We start from the raw sequence: 18472 nt of genomic DNA, 5'->3' as shown, positions 1-18472 counted from the left end.
TTGCTCATGCAACCCGGGAAGGGTTGATGACGACTAATCAGCATATGGAGAGGGCGGTTGTGGTCAGCGACGCCCAGGCCATTACGATTCCGATGATCACCGCCGCGACTCGTGTCCGACCGACCACTTCCGACCGCGCATGGTCTGCTCAGCGACTGTCCAGGTCGTCCCTGTCTGACAGGGGATAAGAATATTCGACATGAAAGTGAGTCCATGGCTTCGCGCATACGCCGATGGCTTCCCGCGGCGGGGATCGTAGCCGCCGCGGTTCTCGCCACCGCGACCCCGGTCGCCACCGCCGCCCCTGACCCGGCCGTCAACGCCGAGGCACCGTTCGCGGTCGAGGACGGCGCCTACCCCGATGCACAGCAGATCCTGCAGGACACAGGTGCCACTCTCACCCGGGGCGACAGCGGCATCACCTACACCTCTTGCGACTCTCCCCACCAGATCGCGGTATGGGGCCGTTCGGTCAAGCTCCCCCTGTACCGCATCTGTTTCGCCGTGCCCGGTGCCACCGGCTACCTCGCACTGACCGTCCCCGATGCCTTCCGCATCGAGACCAGCGGCCGGGCACTGCGCGCCAGCCTCACCACCGACGGCAAGACCCAGAACGTCGACGTCCCCGAGGACACCGCCGTCGGTGTGGGTGAGGGCTCGAGCCCCACCTCCAAGTCTGTCCTACTCGAACTACGCGTCACCGGCGCCACCGGTGCCACCACCGGTGGTGCCACCGGCCCCGGCGCCCCCATCGTCGCCCACGGCTCCCTCCCGGGCGGGACGATCTTCGACGCGTTCACCGCCACGGTGAGGATCGACATCGGCGACAAGCGCACCTGCTCCGGCACCCTGGTCGACCCGTCCTGGATCCTCACCGCCGCCAGCTGCTTCACCGACCACCCCGAGCAGGGCATCAACGTGCCCGCGGGCGCCCCGGCGGACAAGACCACGGTCGCTTTCGCGAGGCGAGGGCTGACCGTCCCCCCGGCGCCCAACAACATCGCGGTCGTCGAACTCGTGCCCCGTGCCGACCGCGACCTCGTCATGGCCCGTCTGGCCTCCCCGGTCACCGACATCGAGCCGATGCACATCGCCACCGTCGCCCCGGCCCAGGGCGACCCACTGGTAGCCGCAGGTTACGGTCGTACCGGGGCGGAATGGACACCCGACACGTTGCACGCCCTGAACTTCACGGTCGGGGCCGTCGCCTCCACCGGCATCGACCTTGCGGAACAGATGAGTGACGGGACCCTCTGCAAGGGCGATGCCGGCAGCCCCGCCACCCGCCCGATCGACGAACGACACCGCGAGCTGGTCGCGGTCAACAGCCGCTCCTGGCAGCACGGTTGCCTCGGATCTGACGAGACCATCCACAGCGGTGCGTACGACACCCGGGTCGACGACCTCGGCCCCTGGTTCCAGCAGCTCGGCGTGTACGCGGGCGCCGGCTCTGGCTACACGCCGATCACCGCTACCCGCGTGATGGACACCCGCGCTGCCGGCGGCACCCGCACCTGGCCCGCTGTGACAGGCCAGAACGGCGGCCAGAAGATCCTCGACCTCGGTCCTGACAGCACCAGCCCCGCCAAGCTGCCGGCCGGCGCCACCGCCGCCGTCTTGAACATCACCGTGGTCAACCCGACCAACGGGGGCTGGCTGACCGCCGAGGCGAACGACAAGGCCCGCCCGACCTGGACCTCCCTCAACTTCATCCCCGGCCAGCTGATCTCCAATCTGGTGACCGTGCCGGTCGCTCCGGACGGCAAGGTCCACCTCTTCACCAACACCACAGATTTCGACGCTCTCGTCGACGTCGTCGGCTTCTACAGCCCCACCTCGACGAGCAAGTACAGCCCCCACAACCCCGTGCGGATCCTGGACACCCGCACCACCGGCGGCCCGATCACCGCTGGCGCAGTTCGTGACCTGCAAGTCACCGGCCAGAACGATGTCCCGGCCGACGCCACCGCCGTCGTGGTGACCCTCACCACCGTCGGCTCCACCAACGGCGGCTACATCACCGCCTTCCCGGCCGGCACCACCAGGCCCGCCGTCAGCAACATCAACTTCACCACCGGCGCGATCCTCTCCAACCAGGCCATCGTCCCGATCGGCACCGGCGGCAAAATCAGCCTCTACAACTTCAGCGGCACCTCCAACCTCGTCGTCGAACTTGCCGGCTACTACAGCCCCACCGCGACCAAGGCCTTTCATCCGCTCAGCCCCGTCCGCCTCAAGGACACCCGCCTGAACAACGGCTCCCCCCTGGCGATGGATGAGACCATCGCCATCGATGTCCCGTACTCCGCAGACGCGGTCGTGGTGAACGCCACCACGGTCGGCAGCGACGGAGCGAGCTACTTCACCCTCTTCCCACACGGCATCACACGTCCCGCCACCAGCGACCTCAACTTCACCGCGAACGCCCTCCTCTCCGGCCACGCCACCGTGGCTACCGGCTCCGGCCAGATCGACCTCTACAACCGCTTCAACCACAGCCACGCCATCGTCGACCTCAGCGGCTACTTCAACTGACGCGACGACTCACGGGCGTCCCCGCGGCCCGGCGCACACGCTGCGCCGGGCCGCGGGCCATCCGTGTCTTCGGCCCCGTCCTACGTCAGACCCGCTGCCCTTCGGTACTTCCATCCGCGACGGCGCCGGCGGTCAGAACGAAGGCCAGGGGTCGGCAGTGAGCGTCGGACGCGAGGTGGATCTTTGTGGTCAGCCCTCCGCGGTCTTAGCCATCGTCTCGCTCACGCTCCCACCGCACGACCGCCCCATGAGGGGGTCATGGCCGCGCGGGCGGAAGCGCGGGCGGGTGGGCACGCGGTGCGGTTACAGGCTCAGCATCTCCAGGGGCGCGGCGTGGGTGACCTCCGCGACGCGCTCGGGCGTCAGCCCGGCCTCGTCGAAGACGGTCCGGCTCCAGACCAGCCAGGACTCGATGTCCGGCTGGGAGGGCTGGCCGAGGTCGGAGCTGTAGACCGTCCTGGGGAGGAGGGACAGGACGTCGGCGAAGTCGGTCCAGTCCTGATATTCGAGGAGTCGGGTGAGGGCGGTCTGCTCGGTCCAGACCTGCTCGGCGGACGCCACCTCTACCAGGTCCTTGCAGGTCAACCCGGTCATGGGGTTGGCAGGCTGGTTGAGCATGAGGCGCGGCAGACCGAGCCGAACGGCCTCGTCGACCAACAGCCGCACCTCGTGACCGTCGGCGTGGCCGGTGGAGATGACCACCGGCAGGTCCCGTGCCGCGCACAGGAGTTCGCGGACCTCGGCGCGCAGCGCGTTGCGGTCGTCCGTGACGGTGAGCGGGCGCATGCCGTCGGCGAGGAGCGGATGGGCGGGGGTGCGGGTCAGGCGGCTGCGGTGGGTGCGGCCGGTGACCGTGGGGAGGTGGACGATCAGCCGCAGGCCGCTGTCGTCGCCGTGCTGGATGACGGCCTGCTCGACGGCGCGTGGGTCGAAGCCGCCGGCCAGGTCGTTCAGGACGATCGAACCGGAGACGGGCAGTCCCTGCCTGCGGGCCTCCCACGCCTGGGCCGCGGTGGAGCCCAGATGGTTCTTGAGGACGACCCAGCCGCCGTGCTCGGCGTAGATCGACCCGGCGCCGGCCGCGCTGTGCCGGCGCAGATAGGCATCGGGGCCGACGTGGTAGTGGACGTCGATGAAGCGGGCGTCCTCCGGGCGCGGCACGATGGTCCGCTCCGCGACAACGGCAGGTTCAGCGGTGGTCATCTTCGCCCCCTTCTTCCCACGGACGGGCGTAGCCGAAGCGGGCTCGTGCCTCGTCCAGCCGGCCGCCGCCGAGCGCGGCCCGCCGGATGCGGGACTCGGTACGCTCCACCGCTTCGGCGCGGCGGACGACCTCGGCGACGAGGGCCGCGGGGATGCGCAGCGCGCCGTTGTCGTCGGCCATGATCCAGTCGCCCGGAGCGACGGGGGTGCCGGCGACGTCGACTTCGACGCCGGTGCGGTCGAGCACCACCCGGTTCTTGCCGCTGACCATCGTCACATCGGTGCTGAACAGCGGGTACCCGGCGGTCCGGCTCTCCTGCACGTCGCGCACCGAGCCGTGGACGACCGTGCCGGAGATACCGCGGTGCCGGGCGACCGAGCTCAGCAGGGAGCCCCAGTTGGTGCAGGTGCGGCTGCCGCCGTTGTCGACGACGACGACCGAACCGGCCGGAACGTCGTCGATGTAGTTGGCGGCGTTGTGGAACGCGGTCTCGTCGTCGATGGCGCGGTAGCGGACCGTGAAGGCGGGTCCGCAGGCGACGGTGCCCGGGGTGCGGGTCGCGATGCCGGGCAGCACGAAGGGCGGGGTGCGCAGGCTGTCCATGGCGTCGGAGAGGGCGGCGGTGTCCAGGTGGGACAGGCGCTCGCGCAACGCTTCGGTGTCGGCGGGGGCGATGGCGGCGGCGGTCATGCGGATTCCTCCGTACGGGTGCGGGTGCGGGTGCGGTGGCGTCCGGTGAGGCGCCGGGTGAGGGACCAGGCCGCGAACTGGACGAAGTACGCGGTGACTTCGTCACCGCGGTTGGGGATGGTCAGCTCGTCGGTTCGCTCGCCGGTCTCGTCGCGGACGGTGCAGGTGAGAGCGACCGTTCCGCTGTGCGTCGTGCGGTCTCCGCCCTCCCAGATCCCGGACAGGGAGACCTGGAGTGTGCCCGTGCCGCCGCCGGCCGGCCGTTCGCGTGCCAGCTCGCGCGCGAAGGCGTCGCCGGTGAGCCGGTCGTCGAGGTCCAGGCCGAGGTCGTGCCGGTCGAGCAGCGGCGCCAGCTCCTGGACGGCCGTGCGGTCCCGGTCGGTGACGATGTGGTCCGCGAGCGCCTTGTCCAGCCACTCGACCATGTCCGGCGCGACCTCGGGCGGGCAGCTGAGCCGGATGTCGACATACGGATAGTGCCACCGGTACGCGGGTTTGACCGCCACCCCGCTGTCCTTGACGAGCGCGTCGACCACGGCCGCCGCGTCCGCCTCGATGATGCCGAGCGTGCGGCGGAAGAGGGTGACCGTCTCGGGCGGCTCGGGGAGGTGCGGCAGGCCGTCGCGCAGGACCGCCTCCAGCATCGGCAGGCACTCCTTCGGCGGGCCGGGGAGCATGATCACGGTGCTGCCCTGGGCATCGATGCGGCAACCCCCCGCCGTCCCGTTGGCGTTCGGCAGCAGGTCGGCGCCCTCCGCGAAGAGTGCCTGACGGCGGTTGTCGTCATGGATGGCAACGCCGAAGCGGGTGAGGCGTTCCACGACGCCCTGCCATGCCTCCTCGCGGTGCTCCAGCGGGCGTCCGAGCGCGCGGGCCACGGCACCACGGGTGACGTCATCGGAGGTGGGGCCGAGCCCGCCCATCACGACGATCACGTCGTCACGGCCGATGCAGGGGCGGATGGCGTCGGCGATGGTGGTCTCGTCGTCACCGATGGTGTGGCGGACGCGCACCGGAATGCCGCGCTCCCCCAGCATCCGGGAGGCGCTGCCGGCGTTGGAGTCCTCCAGGTCGCCGCGGAGCAGTTCGTCGCCGATGGTGACGACGGCGGCGGTCGGGGTGTGCGGGACCGCGCGGCCGGCGTCGATGACGGCCTGGGCCGCCTCGGTGGTGGTGGCGCTGCCGCCCAGGTCGTAGGTGACCCGGTCACGCCGGCGGATGACATGCCGGACGGCGTCCCGGATGCTGCCCGCCTCACCCGGGAATCCGAGGTGTTCGAGCATCATGCCGATGGTGAGGAAGGCCGCGACGGGGTTGGCGCGCCCGTGTCCGGCCATCGCCGGTGCGCTGCCGTGCACCGGCTCGAAGTAGTTGCCGGCCTCGCCGATGTTGGCGCTGGGCGCCAGGCCCAGCCCGCCCATCACGCCGCCGCCGAGGTCCGAGAGGATGTCGCCGAACATGTTCTCGGCGACGATTACGCCGAAGCGCTCGGGACGGCGTGTCATCCACAGCGCGACGGCGTCCACGTTCAGGACCTCGAAGGGGATCTCCGGGTAGTCGGCGGCGATCGCCTCCAGCCGTTCCAGCACGTACGCGCTGCTCTGCCGAAGGACGTTGGGCTTGTCGGCGAGGGTGACGCGCTCGTAGCCGTCCCTGCGCGCCGTGTCGAAGGCGAAGCGCAGGATGCGGTCCAGGCCGTGCGAGGTCTGGAGCCGGATGGCGGCGGTGGTGCCGGAGCGTCCGCTGCGGCGGGCGTTGGGGTGCTCGGCCACCAGCGGCCACATGGCATCCGGTACGTGGTTCCAGTCCAGGCCCGCGTACAGGCCCTCGGTGTTCTCCCGCACGACGCAGAAGCGGTACGGGGTACCGCCGCCGAGGTAGTTCTCCACCGGCCGCAGATTGGCGAACAGGTCCAGGCGCTGCCGGAGTTGGATGATGGGCGAGAGGTACTGCGGGGCGCGTTCACGCAGCTCCGGCGCCAGTTCCGCCAGTGCCTCGCGGCGCGGCTTGCTGGTCGTGGCGCCGAGCAGGACGGCGTCGCTGCGGGCGATCAGCTCCCAGGTGCGGTCGGGGACGGGAGTGCCCTCGGTGCGCCAGCAGTCCCAGCCGATGTCACCGAACTCCAGGTCGACGGGCAGGCCGAGGGCGTCGAGCACCGGCAGTGCGGCGTCCAGGACTTCCGGCCCGATTCCGTCGCCGGGCAGGACCGCGACGGTCTTGCGGTTCATGACTCTTCAGCTCCCAGGAAGCGGGCGACGACGTCTCGGGTGAGGGTCGGTTGGTCAGCGTGCGGGCGCATTCCGGCCTGCGGGATGCCCACGAGCCGGTGCCGCGGTCCGGGGCCGGTGGCCAGGTGCTTGCGCCGGACGAGCAGCGACTGCTCGCCGTAGACGTGCAGCAGATGACCGGGGAACTCCTGTACGGGCGCCCGGACATCGGCGTCGCGCAGCAGCCGCAGCCCGGCGGACAAGCGCCGTCCGGCCGCCTCCTCCCCCGGTGACGCCGGCTGCGGCCCTACGGCGCCAGCGCCAGGCCCAGGTTGTTGTGGGCGTGCAGGCCGACGGCCGCGTCGGTCACCGAGCCCACCAGCGTGACGAGTTGGGACACCTCACTCGGCAGCATGCTGCCGTTGGAGTCGGCCAGGTAGACCACGTCCGCACCGGCGTCGCCTGACATCGCGGCGAGCTCGACCAGCCGGCGCCGGTCCAACTGGCTGACCCGGGTGATGTTGACCGTGGTGGTGAAACCCAGCTCGGCGGCCCGCGAGAGCAGGGCGAGTGCCGGCTCGGGTGTGCCGGAGGGCAGGCAGAACCGTACGAGGCGGATACCGGCCTCGTACATCCGCGGGAGGTCGTCCTCGGTGATGTTCTTCGGGTGCAGGATCATGCAGAGACGGTCAGGTGGGACGACCTCGGCGACGGCGCGTATGTAGTCGTCCGCTCCGACGCCGGTGCGACCGATCCCTGGCTTGGGTTTGAACGAACCGTTGCGGTAGCCGATCTCGACCCATTCCATGCCGGCCGCGACGCTCTCCCGAGCGTGGTGCAGCGCGTACTCGACCGGGAAGTCGAAGTTGTTCCGGTAGCCCCCATCGCGCAGCGTCACGTCAAGATTGACGATCATCTTTCCCCTCCAAAAATGGTGAACGCGGTTGGCGGGGTGACACTCGGCGCGTGAGATCCGTCGCGACACGACGGATTGACAAAAGAAAGCAACACGCCATTCAGGCGGAATCTAAAAGAATCCCGCATTACCACCCCGTTGGCGAACTTCCGGTTCAGCCATCAATACTCTTCAGCCGGTAAAAGACTTCGGCGAATCGAACACCGGAGCTGAGACGAACACTGGAAGCTCGTTGCTCAAGAACGTATCACACGCCCGCCGACGCTCCGCAATGCCGAAGTAAAGAGTCAGCCCCGGCGATCCCGCGGATTCTCCTCGGCAACTTTCCGGCGCACCTGCGTACTTGTTTCCGTCAGCAACCTCAGGCGTTCGGGGTCGGCGTTTTCTCGTAGAGCGAGAAACATGCGCATGGTGATGGGTTCGCCATTGAGCGGAAGCAGTGCGATGCGGCGGGAGGAAACCGTCTCGGCGGCCGTCGGGTACATGAGCGTCCAGCCGGCGGCGCCCGCGCCGATATCGGCGAGGGTGTCCTGGAGCTCGGTGGAGGGCGGGCCCACGGTGGGCTCGAACCCCGCCTTCCCGCAGGCCGCGACGACGGCGTCGAAGAGCACCGGGTTCTCGGCGCGGGAGGCGAGGCGCAGCGGCAGCTCGGCCAGATCGGCCAGCTCCAGGCGGCCGCGCTCGGCCAGCGGGTGCGCGGCCGGCAGCGCGACGACCAGGGGCTCGTACCAGAGGGTGAGGAGGCGCAGGCCGGCGGCGCTTTCGATACCCCGGATGAAGGCCGCGTCGAGCCGCCCGGCACGCACCTCCGCCAGGCGGGTGTGGGCGTCGAGGGTCTGGAACTCGAAGCGGATGCCGGAGCCGGAGTCGGGCAGCGCGTCCAGGAAGTAGTCCAGCCGCCGGCCCAGGGCGGAGCTGATACCCACCCGGAGGGTGGCCTCGTTCCGTGCGGCCAGCCGTTCGGCCTTGGCGGCGAACCGGTCCAGCGCCTTCAGCAGGTCGCGGCCCTCCGGCAGCAGTGCCTCACCGGCCGGGGTGAGAGTGACGGTACGGCCGGTCCGGTCGAAGAGCTGCGTGCGCAGTTCCCGCTCCAGTCGGCGCACCTGCTGGCTGACCGCGGGCTGGCCTATGTGCAGCCGCTCGGCCGCCCGGCCGAAATGCAACTCCTCCGCGACCGCGATGAAGTACTGAATCTGGCGCAATTCCATAGGATCCCCCTCATCCGCAGGGCGATCCCTTTCGTTGAACAGCGAAATATTCTGCCTTCGGAACCGCCGCGGGGGGAATTATCGCACACCGCGGAGCGGCACCCGTCATCAGTCGGGGCCGCCGCCACAATGTCCTGCGCTATTTACCCGGCCGTCACGCTTTGCAAATCGCCGGCCCGGTCGTCGTCACCAAGAGTTTCATCGGCCCGATCCCGCAGGCCGCCGGCCTGCCGGGCCGCCAGCGAAAGGAAGAACGCGAAGGCGAGGATTCCCAGCGACGCGGCGCCCACGACGAACCAGCCCAGGGCGAACAGGTCGCCCGCGGGCAACCGGCTGGAAAGGAGGATTCCCAGCGACGCGGCCAGCAGCTGGAGCGCGCCCATCAGACCGGAGGCCGAACCCGCGGCCGCCCGGAAGGTCGTCACCCCCGCGCTCATCGACAACGGCAGCAGGAAGCCGTTGCCGAAGGTCATCACCGGCATGAAGACCAGTACCAGCAGGCCCCCATGCGCGCCGGCCCCGCTCAGTCCCAGACCCAGCATCATCAGTGCCCCGGCCAGGAAGAACCCGTGGCCCGTCCAGAGCAACCGGTCGACGGGCCGCGTGCGGACCAGCGTCCGCGAGGTGAGGTTGCCCGCGACGTACGCGACCGAGACGGTGATGTAGCAGTAGCTGGTGGTCTCGGTGGCCAGGCCCATCTTCTCGAAGATCAGCGGGGAGGCCGCCAGATAGCCGAAGTAACCTCCGTACGCCACCGCCAGGTTGACGGTGTAGGCCCAGAACAGCGGCCGCTTCAGCAGCGTGGGATAGCCCTTGAGGGTCGCACGCAGGTGCTTGCTGCGTCGTTCCGGCGGCAGGCTCTCGGGGATCGAGGTGACCATCACGAGCAGGGTCGACAGACCGATCAGGGCGGTGACCACGAACGGCGCGCGCCAGGAGACGTACGTCGTCAGGTAGCCACCGACCAGCGGGGCGACGGACGGGGAGACGCCGACGATCGGCATGACGGTGGCGAACATCCGCGCCGCCTCCTTCGCCTCGTACAGGTCGCTGATCACGGCCCGTCCGAGCACCATCCCCGAACCGGCGCCCAGCGCCTGCAGAAGCCGGCCGGCGCCGAACACCTCGACCGTGGGCGCCACCGCGCACACCACGGAGGCGACGACGAACAGTCCGAGTCCGGAGACGATGACACGCTTACGGCCGTAGGCGTCCGAGACCGGACCGTAGACGGCCTGTGAGACCGCGATGCCGATCATGAACGCGCTGAACGTCCACTGCACGGACGCGACCGGGGTGCCGAAGGCATGCGCCGTGGCCGGCACGCCCGGCAGATTGATGTCGGAGGCGAACAGGCCCCCGGCGTTCAGCGAGCACAGGACGGCGAGCAACAGCGCGTAGGGCGTGCGTGTTGATGCGGTCTTCATGGCACGTGGCAACTTCCATATCAGGGGCGCGTGGTGGTGGCCGGGCCATGCCGCCGGCAGCGGCGTCGCGGGACGGGCGGCCGGTGGTTCTCCGGGGCTCGCGGGTCAGCGCTCGGCGGCGCGGGCGGCCAGGGTGTCGCCGCCGATGGACCAGCTGTCGGTGGCGATCTCCTGGACGGTCACCCACACGCTCTCCGGCTTGCCGCCGGTGGCCCCGACGTACGCGTCGGTCAGCGCACGGACCAGCTCGGCCTTCTGCTCGGCGGTCTTGCCGGGGGTCTGCTGCACGTTGATGAGAGGCATCGCGTTCTCCGCGGGATCGAGGTCGGACCGAAGGACCACGGCTCCGGGCCGCTGGGGCCGGGAGTCCGTCGTGGGTCCAGTCCAACACCGGGGCGATGACCGGCCAAGACGCAATCCACTCTCGCAACGATCACGAATCGTGATGGGTCCGAGGTGGGCATGCCCCGCGGGAGGGGGCGGGCTCAGGCGTCGTCGCAGGGAGCGTCGGCGAGCATGCCCTCGCGCAGCGCGGTCAGGACGCGGGTCAGCAGTCGGGAGACCTGCATCTGGGACACGCCCAGTTTCGCGCCGATCTGGGTCTGGGTCATGCCGTGGCCGAAGCGCAGTCGCACCAGGGCCTGCTCCTGCGCGTTGAGGCGGCCGAGGAGGGCCTTCAGGGCGTGGACGTTCTCGATGTTCTCCAGCGCCGGATCGCTCACGCCCAACCGGGCGGTCAGGGCCAGGGCGTGGTCGTCGGAGTGGCCGGTGCCGCCGGCGGCGTCCAGGCACTCGGTGCTGTAGCCGTTGCTGGCCACCATCACCTCGATGACCTGCTCGACCGACCGCTGCATGTGCGCCGCCAGCTCCGCGATCGTGGGGTCGCGGCCCTGCCGTCCGGTGAGGGTGTCACGGGCGCGGGCCAGGTCGATCCGCTGCTCCTGCAGGCTGCGGGGCACGTGCACGGCCCAGCTGGTGTCGCGGAAGAAGCGTTTGATCTCCCCGCCGATGTAGGGGATCGCGAAGGTGCTGAACTCGACGTTGCGCGCCACGTCGAAGCGGTCCACGGCCTTGATCAGACCGATCGTGCCGACCTGCACGATGTCATCCCACTCCTCCGGCCGGCCGCGGAACCGGCGGGCGATGAACCGCACCAGGGAGAGGTTCATCTCGATCAGCGCCGTCCGCACCTGCTGGTACCGGGCGGTGCCCTCCTCCTCGGCCCGCAGGCGGGTGAACAGCTCCCGCGACAGGGCCTTCGCGGCGTGGGGGGTCACCGCGCCGACCGGGCCCGGGGACGGGTCGCCGGGCCGGAGGGGGTCATGGGTGGGGGCACACGTCACCATCGATCCCGCCCTCGTCTGTTGTGAGCCGCCGGATGGCGTTCGCAGCGGCGGCGGGTGCGCTGATGTGGTCGGACGGATGCCGGTCAGGTGTGCAGGAGGCTGTTGTCGCCCTCGTGGCCGTCGGCCGCTTCCTCGTTGAACCAGTGGTCGCCCTCGGCCAGGTACCGGAAGCGCATCCGCTGCGCGGACGGCAGCGAGACCGTCACCGCGCGGGTCCCGTCGGGGAGCGCCGCCAGCGGGTGGGCGCCGGGCCGCCAGTCGTTGAAGTCGCCGACGACGCTGACCTGGCCTGCCGGGTGCTCGGCGGGCAGGATGAACGTGATGTCGGTGGTCTTCTTGCGCCGGGTTCGTACCAGCATGAGGGGGTCGCTCCTTCATCGCGAGGGATCAGTGCACCCGATCTTCACTCGCTCCGGAGCTGTCGGCCCGCGGAACCGGCCCGTGGAAATGGTTCTTTACCCGAACAGACGGCAGGCCGTTCCCGTGGGTCCCGCACGAGGGGCGGGACCCACGGGAACCGGTCTCAGACCGCCGGGGTGAAGCGGTCCCAGGCGCGGTGCCGCGCCAGCAGTTCGGTGACGGCCTCCAGCGCCGCGCCGGCGTCGGCCGCGGTCACCACACCGGGCGCGTCGGGGGCGATGCCGGCCGCTTCCAGCGCGTCTACACCGTCGCCCCACGTACCGAGTGCCTTGCCGTGGCGGTAGGCCTCGGTGAGCATGAGCAGGACGCGCGGGTCGATCCCCGCGCCCACCGCCACGTCGTCGTCCACCTTGGCGTCGCGGGCTCCGTAGGCGTCCGCGCCCGGCGCGGGGGTGCCGGCCACCAGGATCGCGTCGAACTCGGTGGAACGGGCGGTGGCGAAGGTGCGCTGCACGGTGACGGGCTCACCGTCGGTGTCCAGCACGCCGCCGGTCGGCGCGATGACCAGCGGGACCATGCCCGCGTCCAGCACCGTCTGCCGCGCTGTCCGTACGGCGGTCAGGTCCTGGTCGCCCGCGGTGACGATGCCGATGATGCGGCCGTCCACCGGCCAGCGGGCGCCCAGCTGGGACAGCGCGGGGCTGGGAACGGGCTCGGTCAGGGCGACGGTCGCCGCCGGTGCGGGCAGCCCGAGTCCGGCGGCGACCTCCGCGCACAGCACGGGGTCGATGTTGGCGAGGACCGTCAGCGCCCGCTCCTTGATGACCGCCTCATAGCACTTGTTGAGTTCGAAGGTGTACGCGGCGACGATGTGCTCGCGCTCGGTCGACGTCATGCTGAGCCAGAACAGCCGCGCCTGGCTGTAGTGGTCGTCGAAGGACGCGGCGGCCTCGCGGACCTTGCGGGCAGCGGGCACCTCCACGGGGACCTCGATGAAGGCGCCGGTGTCCGCTCCGGCGAGGAACGGGCACCCGCCGTCGAGGGAGTTCGGCCGGTAGGGGGCCACGCCGCGGTGCACGGCGGTCTGGTGCATGCCGTCGCGCAGCATGTCGTTGACCGGGGCATGGGTGCGGTTGATCGGGAGCTGGTTGAAGTTCGGTCCGCCCAGCCGGGTGAGCTGGGTGTCGAGGTACGAGAACAGCCGGCCCTGCAGCAGCGGGTCGTTGGTGACGTCGATGCCGGGGACGAGGTTGCCGAGGTGGAAGGCGACCTGCTCGGTCTCCGCGAAGAAGTTCGAGGTGTTGGCGTTCAGCGTCAGCAGACCGATCGGCTGCACGGGGGCCAGTTCCTCGGGCACGATCTTGGTCGGGTCCAGCAGATCGATCCCCTCGAACAACTGGTCCTCGGTGTCGGGGAAGGTCTGCACGCCCAGCTCCCACTGCGGGAAGGCGCCGGCCTCGATCGCGTCGAACAGGTCCCGGCGGTGGAAGTCCGGGTCCATTCCCGCGGTGATCTGCGCTTCCTCCCAGACCAGGGAGTGCACACCCAGCTTCGGCTTCCAGTGGAACTTCACGAGGGTCGTCGCGCCCTCGGCGTTCACCAGCCGGAAGGTGTGGACGCCGAAGCCCTCCATCATCCGGTACGAGCGGGGGATGCCGCGGTCGGACATGTTCCACAGGGTGTGGTGGGTGGCCTCGGTGTGCAGCGTCACGAAGTCCCAGAACGTGTCGTGGGCGCTCTGCGCCTGCGGGATCTCGCGGTCCGGGTGCGGCTTTCCGGCGTGGATCACGTCGGGGAACTTGATCGCGTCCTGGATGAAGAACACCGGGATGTTGTTGCCGACCAGGTCGAAGATGCCCTCGTCGGTGTAGAACTTGGTGGCGAATCCGCGGGTGTCGCGCACGGTGTCGGCCGAGCCGCGCGACCCCAGGACGGTCGAGAAGCGCACGAAGACCGGCGTCTCGACATCCTTGCCAAGGAACGCCGCCTTGCTGATCCCCGCGGCGGTGCCGTAGCCCTGGAAGATGCCGTGCGCGGCGGCGCCGCGCGCGTGGACGACCCGCTCCGGGATGCGCTCGTGGTCGAAGTGGGTGATCTTCTCGCGCAGGTGGTGGTCCTGGAGCAGCACCGGCCCGCGCGGACCGGCCTTCAACGAGTGGTCCGTGTCGTACAGCCGGGCTCCCTGGGCGGTGGTGAGGTACTCCCCACCCTGCGCGAACTCCTTGCGCGAGGCGCCTGTCGGCTGACCGGTCGGGCTGTACGTGTCAGGACCGCTCTGGTCGGGCTTGGGCGGCAGCGGGCCGACCGGCTCCGTCGGCTCGTCGAGCTGCGGCGGCACCGAGTTCGGCACCCCGGGGATGTCGTTGCGGGGGTGGACGGCCTCCTGGACCTTCTCGACGACCTTCTCGGTGGCTGCCGTCACGGGGTTCTTCTTCTTGGCGCTCACAGGGTTCCGATCGTTGGCAGATGGACTGGGTGGCGGTCACCGTCCTGAGGACGGGCCGCGCGCGTCGCGCAGGGGGCGGGTACCCCCTCCGGTGTCGGCGACGCGCCGCCGCGCCCGGGCCCGGCGCAAGGTTCACCCGGTCGGCGTCGTCGAACCGCGCCTTCGACCTGGGGCTTCAACCTGTGCCTGCGCGGCAGTCCGCGCCGATCGGCGGTGTCAGTGGCCGAGTGCCGTGGCGAGCTGGGCCTTGTTCATCTTGGAGCGCCCCTGGACGTTGCGCCGGCGTGCCTCGTTGTACAGCTGGTCACGGGTGGGCCCGCCGGAACCGGAGTGGGAGCGCTGTCCGCCGCGCTTGGAGGACGACATGTCCTGGAGGGAGCTGCGGCTCGCGGTGCGGGACTCACCGGCCCGTGCGCGTTCCTTGTTGACCGTCCGGGCCGCGATCTCCTCGGCCCGCCCGGTGCTCTTGCCCTGCTTCTTCGCGCTGTCCTTGATGTGCTCGTACTGCCGTTCCCGCTTCGCGTTCGATCCCCTGGGCATCGTGGTCACGTCTCCCGTCCTTCGGCGTTCGGATGGCCCCCTGCGCCTACCCCGCCATCCTCGGCACGCACTTCCCACCCGGCGCGCGGATACGCCCATCCGGTGGGCCACCCGCTCAGGGCGCGCTGCGAACAGCTGATCGTGCGAGTCTGGAAGCGGAAGCCCTGTGACACCTGATGTCGAGAACCGGAGAGCTGATCCATGAGTGAGCACCCCACTTCCCAGGCCGAGGGTGAGCGCGACGACGAGGACGCGCCTGACGAATCGAAGGACGGCCTGGCGGCCCAGTTGCCGGCCGAAGGGGCGCGCGACGACGAGGACGACGAACCGAGCTGACGTGATCGCACGCCGCGACGGGCATCATGGGCGTGGGCTTCAGTCCTGCGGCAGGTCCACCGCTTCGAGGGGGTGGACGGCGGGCCCCTGGAGGACCGTGCCGTCGACGCCGAAGCGGGAGCCGTGGCAGGGGCACTCCCAGGTGGTCTCGGCGGCGTTGAAGGCGACCAGACAGCCGAGGTGGGTGCAGCGCGCGGACACCGCCCGCACCGTGCCCTCGGGATCGCGGTAGACGGCGCAGCGCCGTCCCTTGACCCGGACGATCGCCCCGTCCGCCGGCGGGATCTCCTCGACGGAACCGACGTGGGTGGGCCGCAGCCGGTCGCCGACGAAGTGCTTGGCGACGTCGACCTGTTGGCGGACGAGCGCCGGCGCCTCCTTCAGGGTGCTCGCCAGGCGGCGCGGGTCGTACAGGCCGGCCCAGGGGCTCTCCCCGCCCGTGATGAGGTCCGCGAGCAGGCGGCCGGACATCACGCCGCTGCTCATCCCCCAGCCGCCGAACCCGGTGGCCACGTAGGTGTGCTTTGACCCGACGTGCAGCGGCCCGACGAACGGAACGTGGTCGGTGGAGTCGTTGTCCTGCGCCGCCCACCGGTAGGCCGTCTCCTCGACCGCGAACCGTTCGTGCATCCAGGCGTCCAGCCGGGCGAAGCCTTCCCGCGCGTCCCCGGTGCCCGGTGTGAAGGACTCGCCGGTGACGATCAGCAGTCGCCGCCCCTCGTCCAGCGGGGCGGAGCGCACCGAGCGCTTGCCGTCCTCCTCGGTGATGTACATACCCGTCGGGGCCAGTTCGGCGGAGATCGGCGCGGCGACGACCAGTTCCCTGCGGGCGGAGAGCCGCGTGAACAGCAGCGCCCGGTCGAAGATCGGGTAGTGGGTGGCGACGACGACGTCGCGGGCGGTGACGGTGTGTCCGGACTCGGTGGTGACCTCGCAGGGCGAGCCCTCCGACAGGCCGGTGACCCTGGTGCGCTCCAGGATCGTCCCGCCGCGGGCCCGCAGGTCCTCCGCCAGGGCGAGCAGGTAGGCGCGCGGGTGGAACTGCGCCTGGTGGTCGACCCGCACCGCGCCGCTGACGTCGAACGGCAGCTCGGTGTCCTGGACGAAGACGGCCGGGAGTCCGGCGTCCGAGGCCGCCCGGGCCTCCGCCCGCAGCGCTTCCACGCTCTTGGGGTCGGTGGCGTAGGTGTACGCGCTGACGCGCTCGAGGTCGCACCGGACGCCGAGTTCGGCGGCGATCTCGGCGACGCCTTCCACCGCGGCCTGCTGGGACGCGGCGTACTGGCGGGCCGCGTCCCGCCCGCGGGACTTCGACAGCCTGTCGTACGCCAGGGTGTGCAGGGCGGACACCTTCGCGGTGGTGTAGCCGGTGACTCCGGCGGCGATGCGGTCGGCCTCCAGCAGGGCAACCGTCCTGCCGGCCCTGACGAGCTCCCAGGCCGCGCTCAGTCCGGCGATGCCCCCGCCGACCACGGCGACATCGACGTCGAGGTCCCCTTCCAGCGCGGGGTAGGACGTGGCCCCCGAGGTCGCCATCCAGTAGGACTCGTCCTGGCCGGGAAGTGAGGTGGGATCGGTCATGGCGGCCTTCCGCTCGGTGCCCCGGGCGCTCGGACGGCCGAGCGCGGGATCGCGGGGGCAGGATGGAAGGCGGTTACCCGGGCGGATCCGCCGCAATCACACCTCCTTCTTCCGTCTACGGGGATTTGCGACGAAACCGGAGGGATATCCATACAGAGGCGGGGAAGACGTTCGCGCGACTGGGGTTACCACTGGGACTCAAGGGCATGGTGGGTCGTTCGCCTCGACGCATTCGGTGGGTCGTTCGCCTCGACGCATTCCCATCCCCGTTCGGCTGCAGGATCTTCGGAGGAGGGCATCATGTCCGCACATCCAGGTTTCGAACTGATATTCGCCGATACGGACTCCTCGCACTCGCTCGCGAAGGGAGCGGGAGAGCGCGGCCGGCACACCGTCCACGTCGCGCGGACGTCCGCTTCCGGCCCGGGCGGGCACCCCGTCTACGTCGACTCGACCGGGATCATCCGTGCCGAGATCAGCGAGCAGGGCGAGGTACGGATGCTGGCCTCGGGCTTCGGGCAGAAACCGCAGCAACCCGTCGGGTGCGTCCGCTCCCGCGATGCCGACGCCGACGCCCTGCCGGAACCGTCAGCGTCGGCCTGAGACCCCGCCGCTGAGCCGGGCGCCACGACCTCGGGCAGACGAACGACCCCACTGCTCCTGCGCAGGAGTGCCGGTGACGGGCCGGAGCCGGAGGCCCAGCCCGTCGAGGCGGTGGCGACCGGTGGGGCGCGCTGACCGATGGCCGGCGGACCGACGACCCGCGGCTGATGAGGACCTGCGGCCGCGCAGAACCTACACCTGGGTGAGCATTCCGGCGCGCAAGCGGCGGATGATGCGGCTCAGGAGCCGCGAGACGTGCATCTGGGAGACCCCGAGTTCGGCGCCGATCTCCGACTGCGTCATCTCCTGCCCGAAGCGCATCCGCAGGATCGTGCGATCACGCTCGCCCAACTCCGCGAGGAGCGGCTTGAGGGCGTGCAGGTTCTCCACGCCCTCCATGCCCGGGTCGTCCGCGCCGAGCCGGTCGACGAGCGAGCTCGCCGATTCGTCGGGGCTCTCGCCGGCGGTGATGTCCAGGGAGCCGGCGGTGTAGCCGTTGCCGGCCACGATCCCCTCCACGACCTGCTCGCACGTCAGGCCCATGTGGTCGGCCAGCTCCGCCGTCGTCGGGGCGTGGTCCAGTCGCTGCGCCAGCGCCTCGTTGGCCTGGGCGAGGGCGATCCGGCGCTCCTGCAGGCTGCGCGGCACGTGGACGGCCCAACTGGTGTCCCGGAAGGAGCGCTTGATCTCGCCGATGATGGTGGGGATGGCGAAGGTGGTGAACTCGACCTCACGCGACAGGTCGAACCGGTCGATCGCCTTGATCAGGCCGATCGTCCCGACCTGGACGATGTCCTGCATGTCCTCCGGCCGGTTGCGGAACCGGCCGGCGGCGAACCGGACCAGGGACACGTTCAGCTCGATCAGGGTGTTCCGCGCGTACTGGTACTCGGGCGTCCCCTCCTCCGCCGTCCGCAGGCGGTCGAAGAACAGCTTGGACAGGGCCCGCGCGTCCTTCGGGGCGACCTTCTCCGCGTCCGCGATCCTCGGGAGCTCCCCGATCACCGGGCCACGGTCCTCAGGACGGGCGTTCACGGGGTTCGCACGGGTCGATACGGTCAGCGTTGACATCG

General features: G+C 70.4%; 17 protein-coding genes and 1 pseudogene. 3 read left to right on the top strand and 15 right to left on the bottom strand.

The genetic code is table 11. The features are described 5' to 3' along the window. The first annotated feature begins 213 nt into the window (after nt 1–213). Nucleotides 214–2535, top strand: a complete 2322-nt coding sequence (locus tag M2266_RS28220) for a trypsin-like serine protease (RefSeq protein ID WP_277440718.1) — start codon at nt 214–216, stop codon at nt 2533–2535. Between the two features lie 112 nt (nt 2536–2647). Here the strand turns inward: M2266_RS28220 and M2266_RS28215 are convergent. The 13 genes and pseudogenes from M2266_RS28215 to M2266_RS28155 form a co-directional block, all read right to left on the bottom strand. Next, nucleotides 2648–2737 (bottom strand): annotated as a pseudogene (locus M2266_RS28215) (IS5/IS1182 family transposase); the annotation flags it as partial. Between the two features lie 101 nt (nt 2738–2838). Further along, nucleotides 2839–3738 (bottom strand): DUF6282 family protein, encoded by a 900-nt coding sequence (locus M2266_RS28210; protein WP_277440717.1) that lies wholly within the window; start codon nt 3736–3738, stop codon nt 2839–2841. Further along, nucleotides 3725–4429, bottom strand: a complete 705-nt coding sequence (locus M2266_RS28205) for an RraA family protein (protein WP_277440716.1) — start codon at nt 4427–4429, stop codon at nt 3725–3727. The genes M2266_RS28210 and M2266_RS28205 overlap by 14 nt, the downstream gene beginning before the upstream one ends. Further along, the gene (locus M2266_RS28200; protein WP_277440715.1) at nt 4426–6657 is read right to left on the bottom strand and encodes an isocitrate/isopropylmalate family dehydrogenase; all 2232 of its coding nucleotides are present in this window, start codon (nt 6655–6657) and stop codon (nt 4426–4428) included. Before M2266_RS28200 ends, M2266_RS28205 begins: the two co-directional genes overlap by 4 nt. After that, complete coding sequence (locus tag M2266_RS28195; protein WP_277440714.1) at nt 6654–6899, bottom strand: hypothetical protein; 246 nt, start codon at nt 6897–6899, stop codon at nt 6654–6656. Before M2266_RS28195 ends, M2266_RS28200 begins: the two co-directional genes overlap by 4 nt. Nucleotides 6900–6943: 44 nt before the next feature. Then, nucleotides 6944–7552: a hypothetical protein gene (locus M2266_RS28190; protein ID WP_277440713.1), complete on the bottom strand. Its 609-nt coding sequence runs from the start codon at nt 7550–7552 to the stop codon at nt 6944–6946. Nucleotides 7553–7839: 287 nt separating this feature from the next. Continuing rightward, nucleotides 7840–8760: a LysR family transcriptional regulator gene (locus M2266_RS28185; RefSeq protein WP_277440712.1), complete on the bottom strand. Its 921-nt coding sequence runs from the start codon at nt 8758–8760 to the stop codon at nt 7840–7842. 143 nt (nt 8761–8903) lie between these two features. Beyond that, a complete protein-coding gene (locus M2266_RS28180) occupies nt 8904–10187 on the bottom strand; it encodes a multidrug effflux MFS transporter (RefSeq protein ID WP_277440711.1) in 1284 nt (427 codons plus the stop codon). A 105-nt stretch (nt 10188–10292) separates the two neighbouring features. Then, complete coding sequence (locus tag M2266_RS28175) at nt 10293–10490, bottom strand: 4-oxalocrotonate tautomerase family protein (protein ID WP_277440710.1); 198 nt, start codon at nt 10488–10490, stop codon at nt 10293–10295. Between the two features lie 182 nt (nt 10491–10672). Then, complete coding sequence (locus tag M2266_RS28170) at nt 10673–11464, bottom strand: SigB/SigF/SigG family RNA polymerase sigma factor (RefSeq protein ID WP_277440709.1); 792 nt, start codon at nt 11462–11464, stop codon at nt 10673–10675. A 152-nt stretch (nt 11465–11616) separates the two neighbouring features. After that, nucleotides 11617–11892, bottom strand: coding sequence for an isoamylase early set domain-containing protein (locus M2266_RS28165; protein WP_277440708.1), 276 nt, complete (start codon nt 11890–11892; stop codon nt 11617–11619). A gap of 164 nt (nt 11893–12056) precedes the next feature. Continuing rightward, the gene (locus M2266_RS28160; protein ID WP_277440707.1) at nt 12057–14315 is read right to left on the bottom strand and encodes a catalase; all 2259 of its coding nucleotides are present in this window, start codon (nt 14313–14315) and stop codon (nt 12057–12059) included. Nucleotides 14316–14555: 240 nt separating this feature from the next. Beyond that, the gene (locus M2266_RS28155) at nt 14556–14879 is read right to left on the bottom strand and encodes a plasmid stabilization protein (protein WP_277441391.1); all 324 of its coding nucleotides are present in this window, start codon (nt 14877–14879) and stop codon (nt 14556–14558) included. Between the two features lie 201 nt (nt 14880–15080). Between M2266_RS28155 and M2266_RS28150 the strand changes: the two genes are divergently transcribed. Further along, nucleotides 15081–15215 (top strand): hypothetical protein, encoded by a 135-nt coding sequence (locus M2266_RS28150; protein WP_277440706.1) that lies wholly within the window; start codon nt 15081–15083, stop codon nt 15213–15215. Nucleotides 15216–15254: 39 nt separating this feature from the next. Here M2266_RS28150 and M2266_RS28145 read toward each other — a convergent pair whose 3' ends face one another. Beyond that, complete coding sequence (locus M2266_RS28145) at nt 15255–16796, bottom strand: FAD-dependent oxidoreductase (RefSeq protein ID WP_277440705.1); 1542 nt, start codon at nt 16794–16796, stop codon at nt 15255–15257. A 300-nt stretch (nt 16797–17096) separates the two neighbouring features. Between M2266_RS28145 and M2266_RS28140 the strand changes: the two genes are divergently transcribed. Then, complete coding sequence (locus tag M2266_RS28140; RefSeq protein WP_277440704.1) at nt 17097–17399, top strand: DUF6296 family protein; 303 nt, start codon at nt 17097–17099, stop codon at nt 17397–17399. 192 nt (nt 17400–17591) lie between these two features. Here M2266_RS28140 and M2266_RS28135 read toward each other — a convergent pair whose 3' ends face one another. After that, complete coding sequence (locus tag M2266_RS28135; protein WP_277440703.1) at nt 17592–18404, bottom strand: RNA polymerase sigma factor SigF; 813 nt, start codon at nt 18402–18404, stop codon at nt 17592–17594. Nucleotides 18405–18472: the final 68 nt, after the last annotated feature.

This window comes from Streptomyces sp. SPB162 (assembly GCF_029504575.1).
Classification (GTDB): domain Bacteria; phylum Actinomycetota; class Actinomycetes; order Streptomycetales; family Streptomycetaceae; genus Actinacidiphila.
The sequence above is the reverse complement of the archived record's forward strand: the minus strand, read 5'-3'. Positions and strand labels throughout refer to the sequence as shown.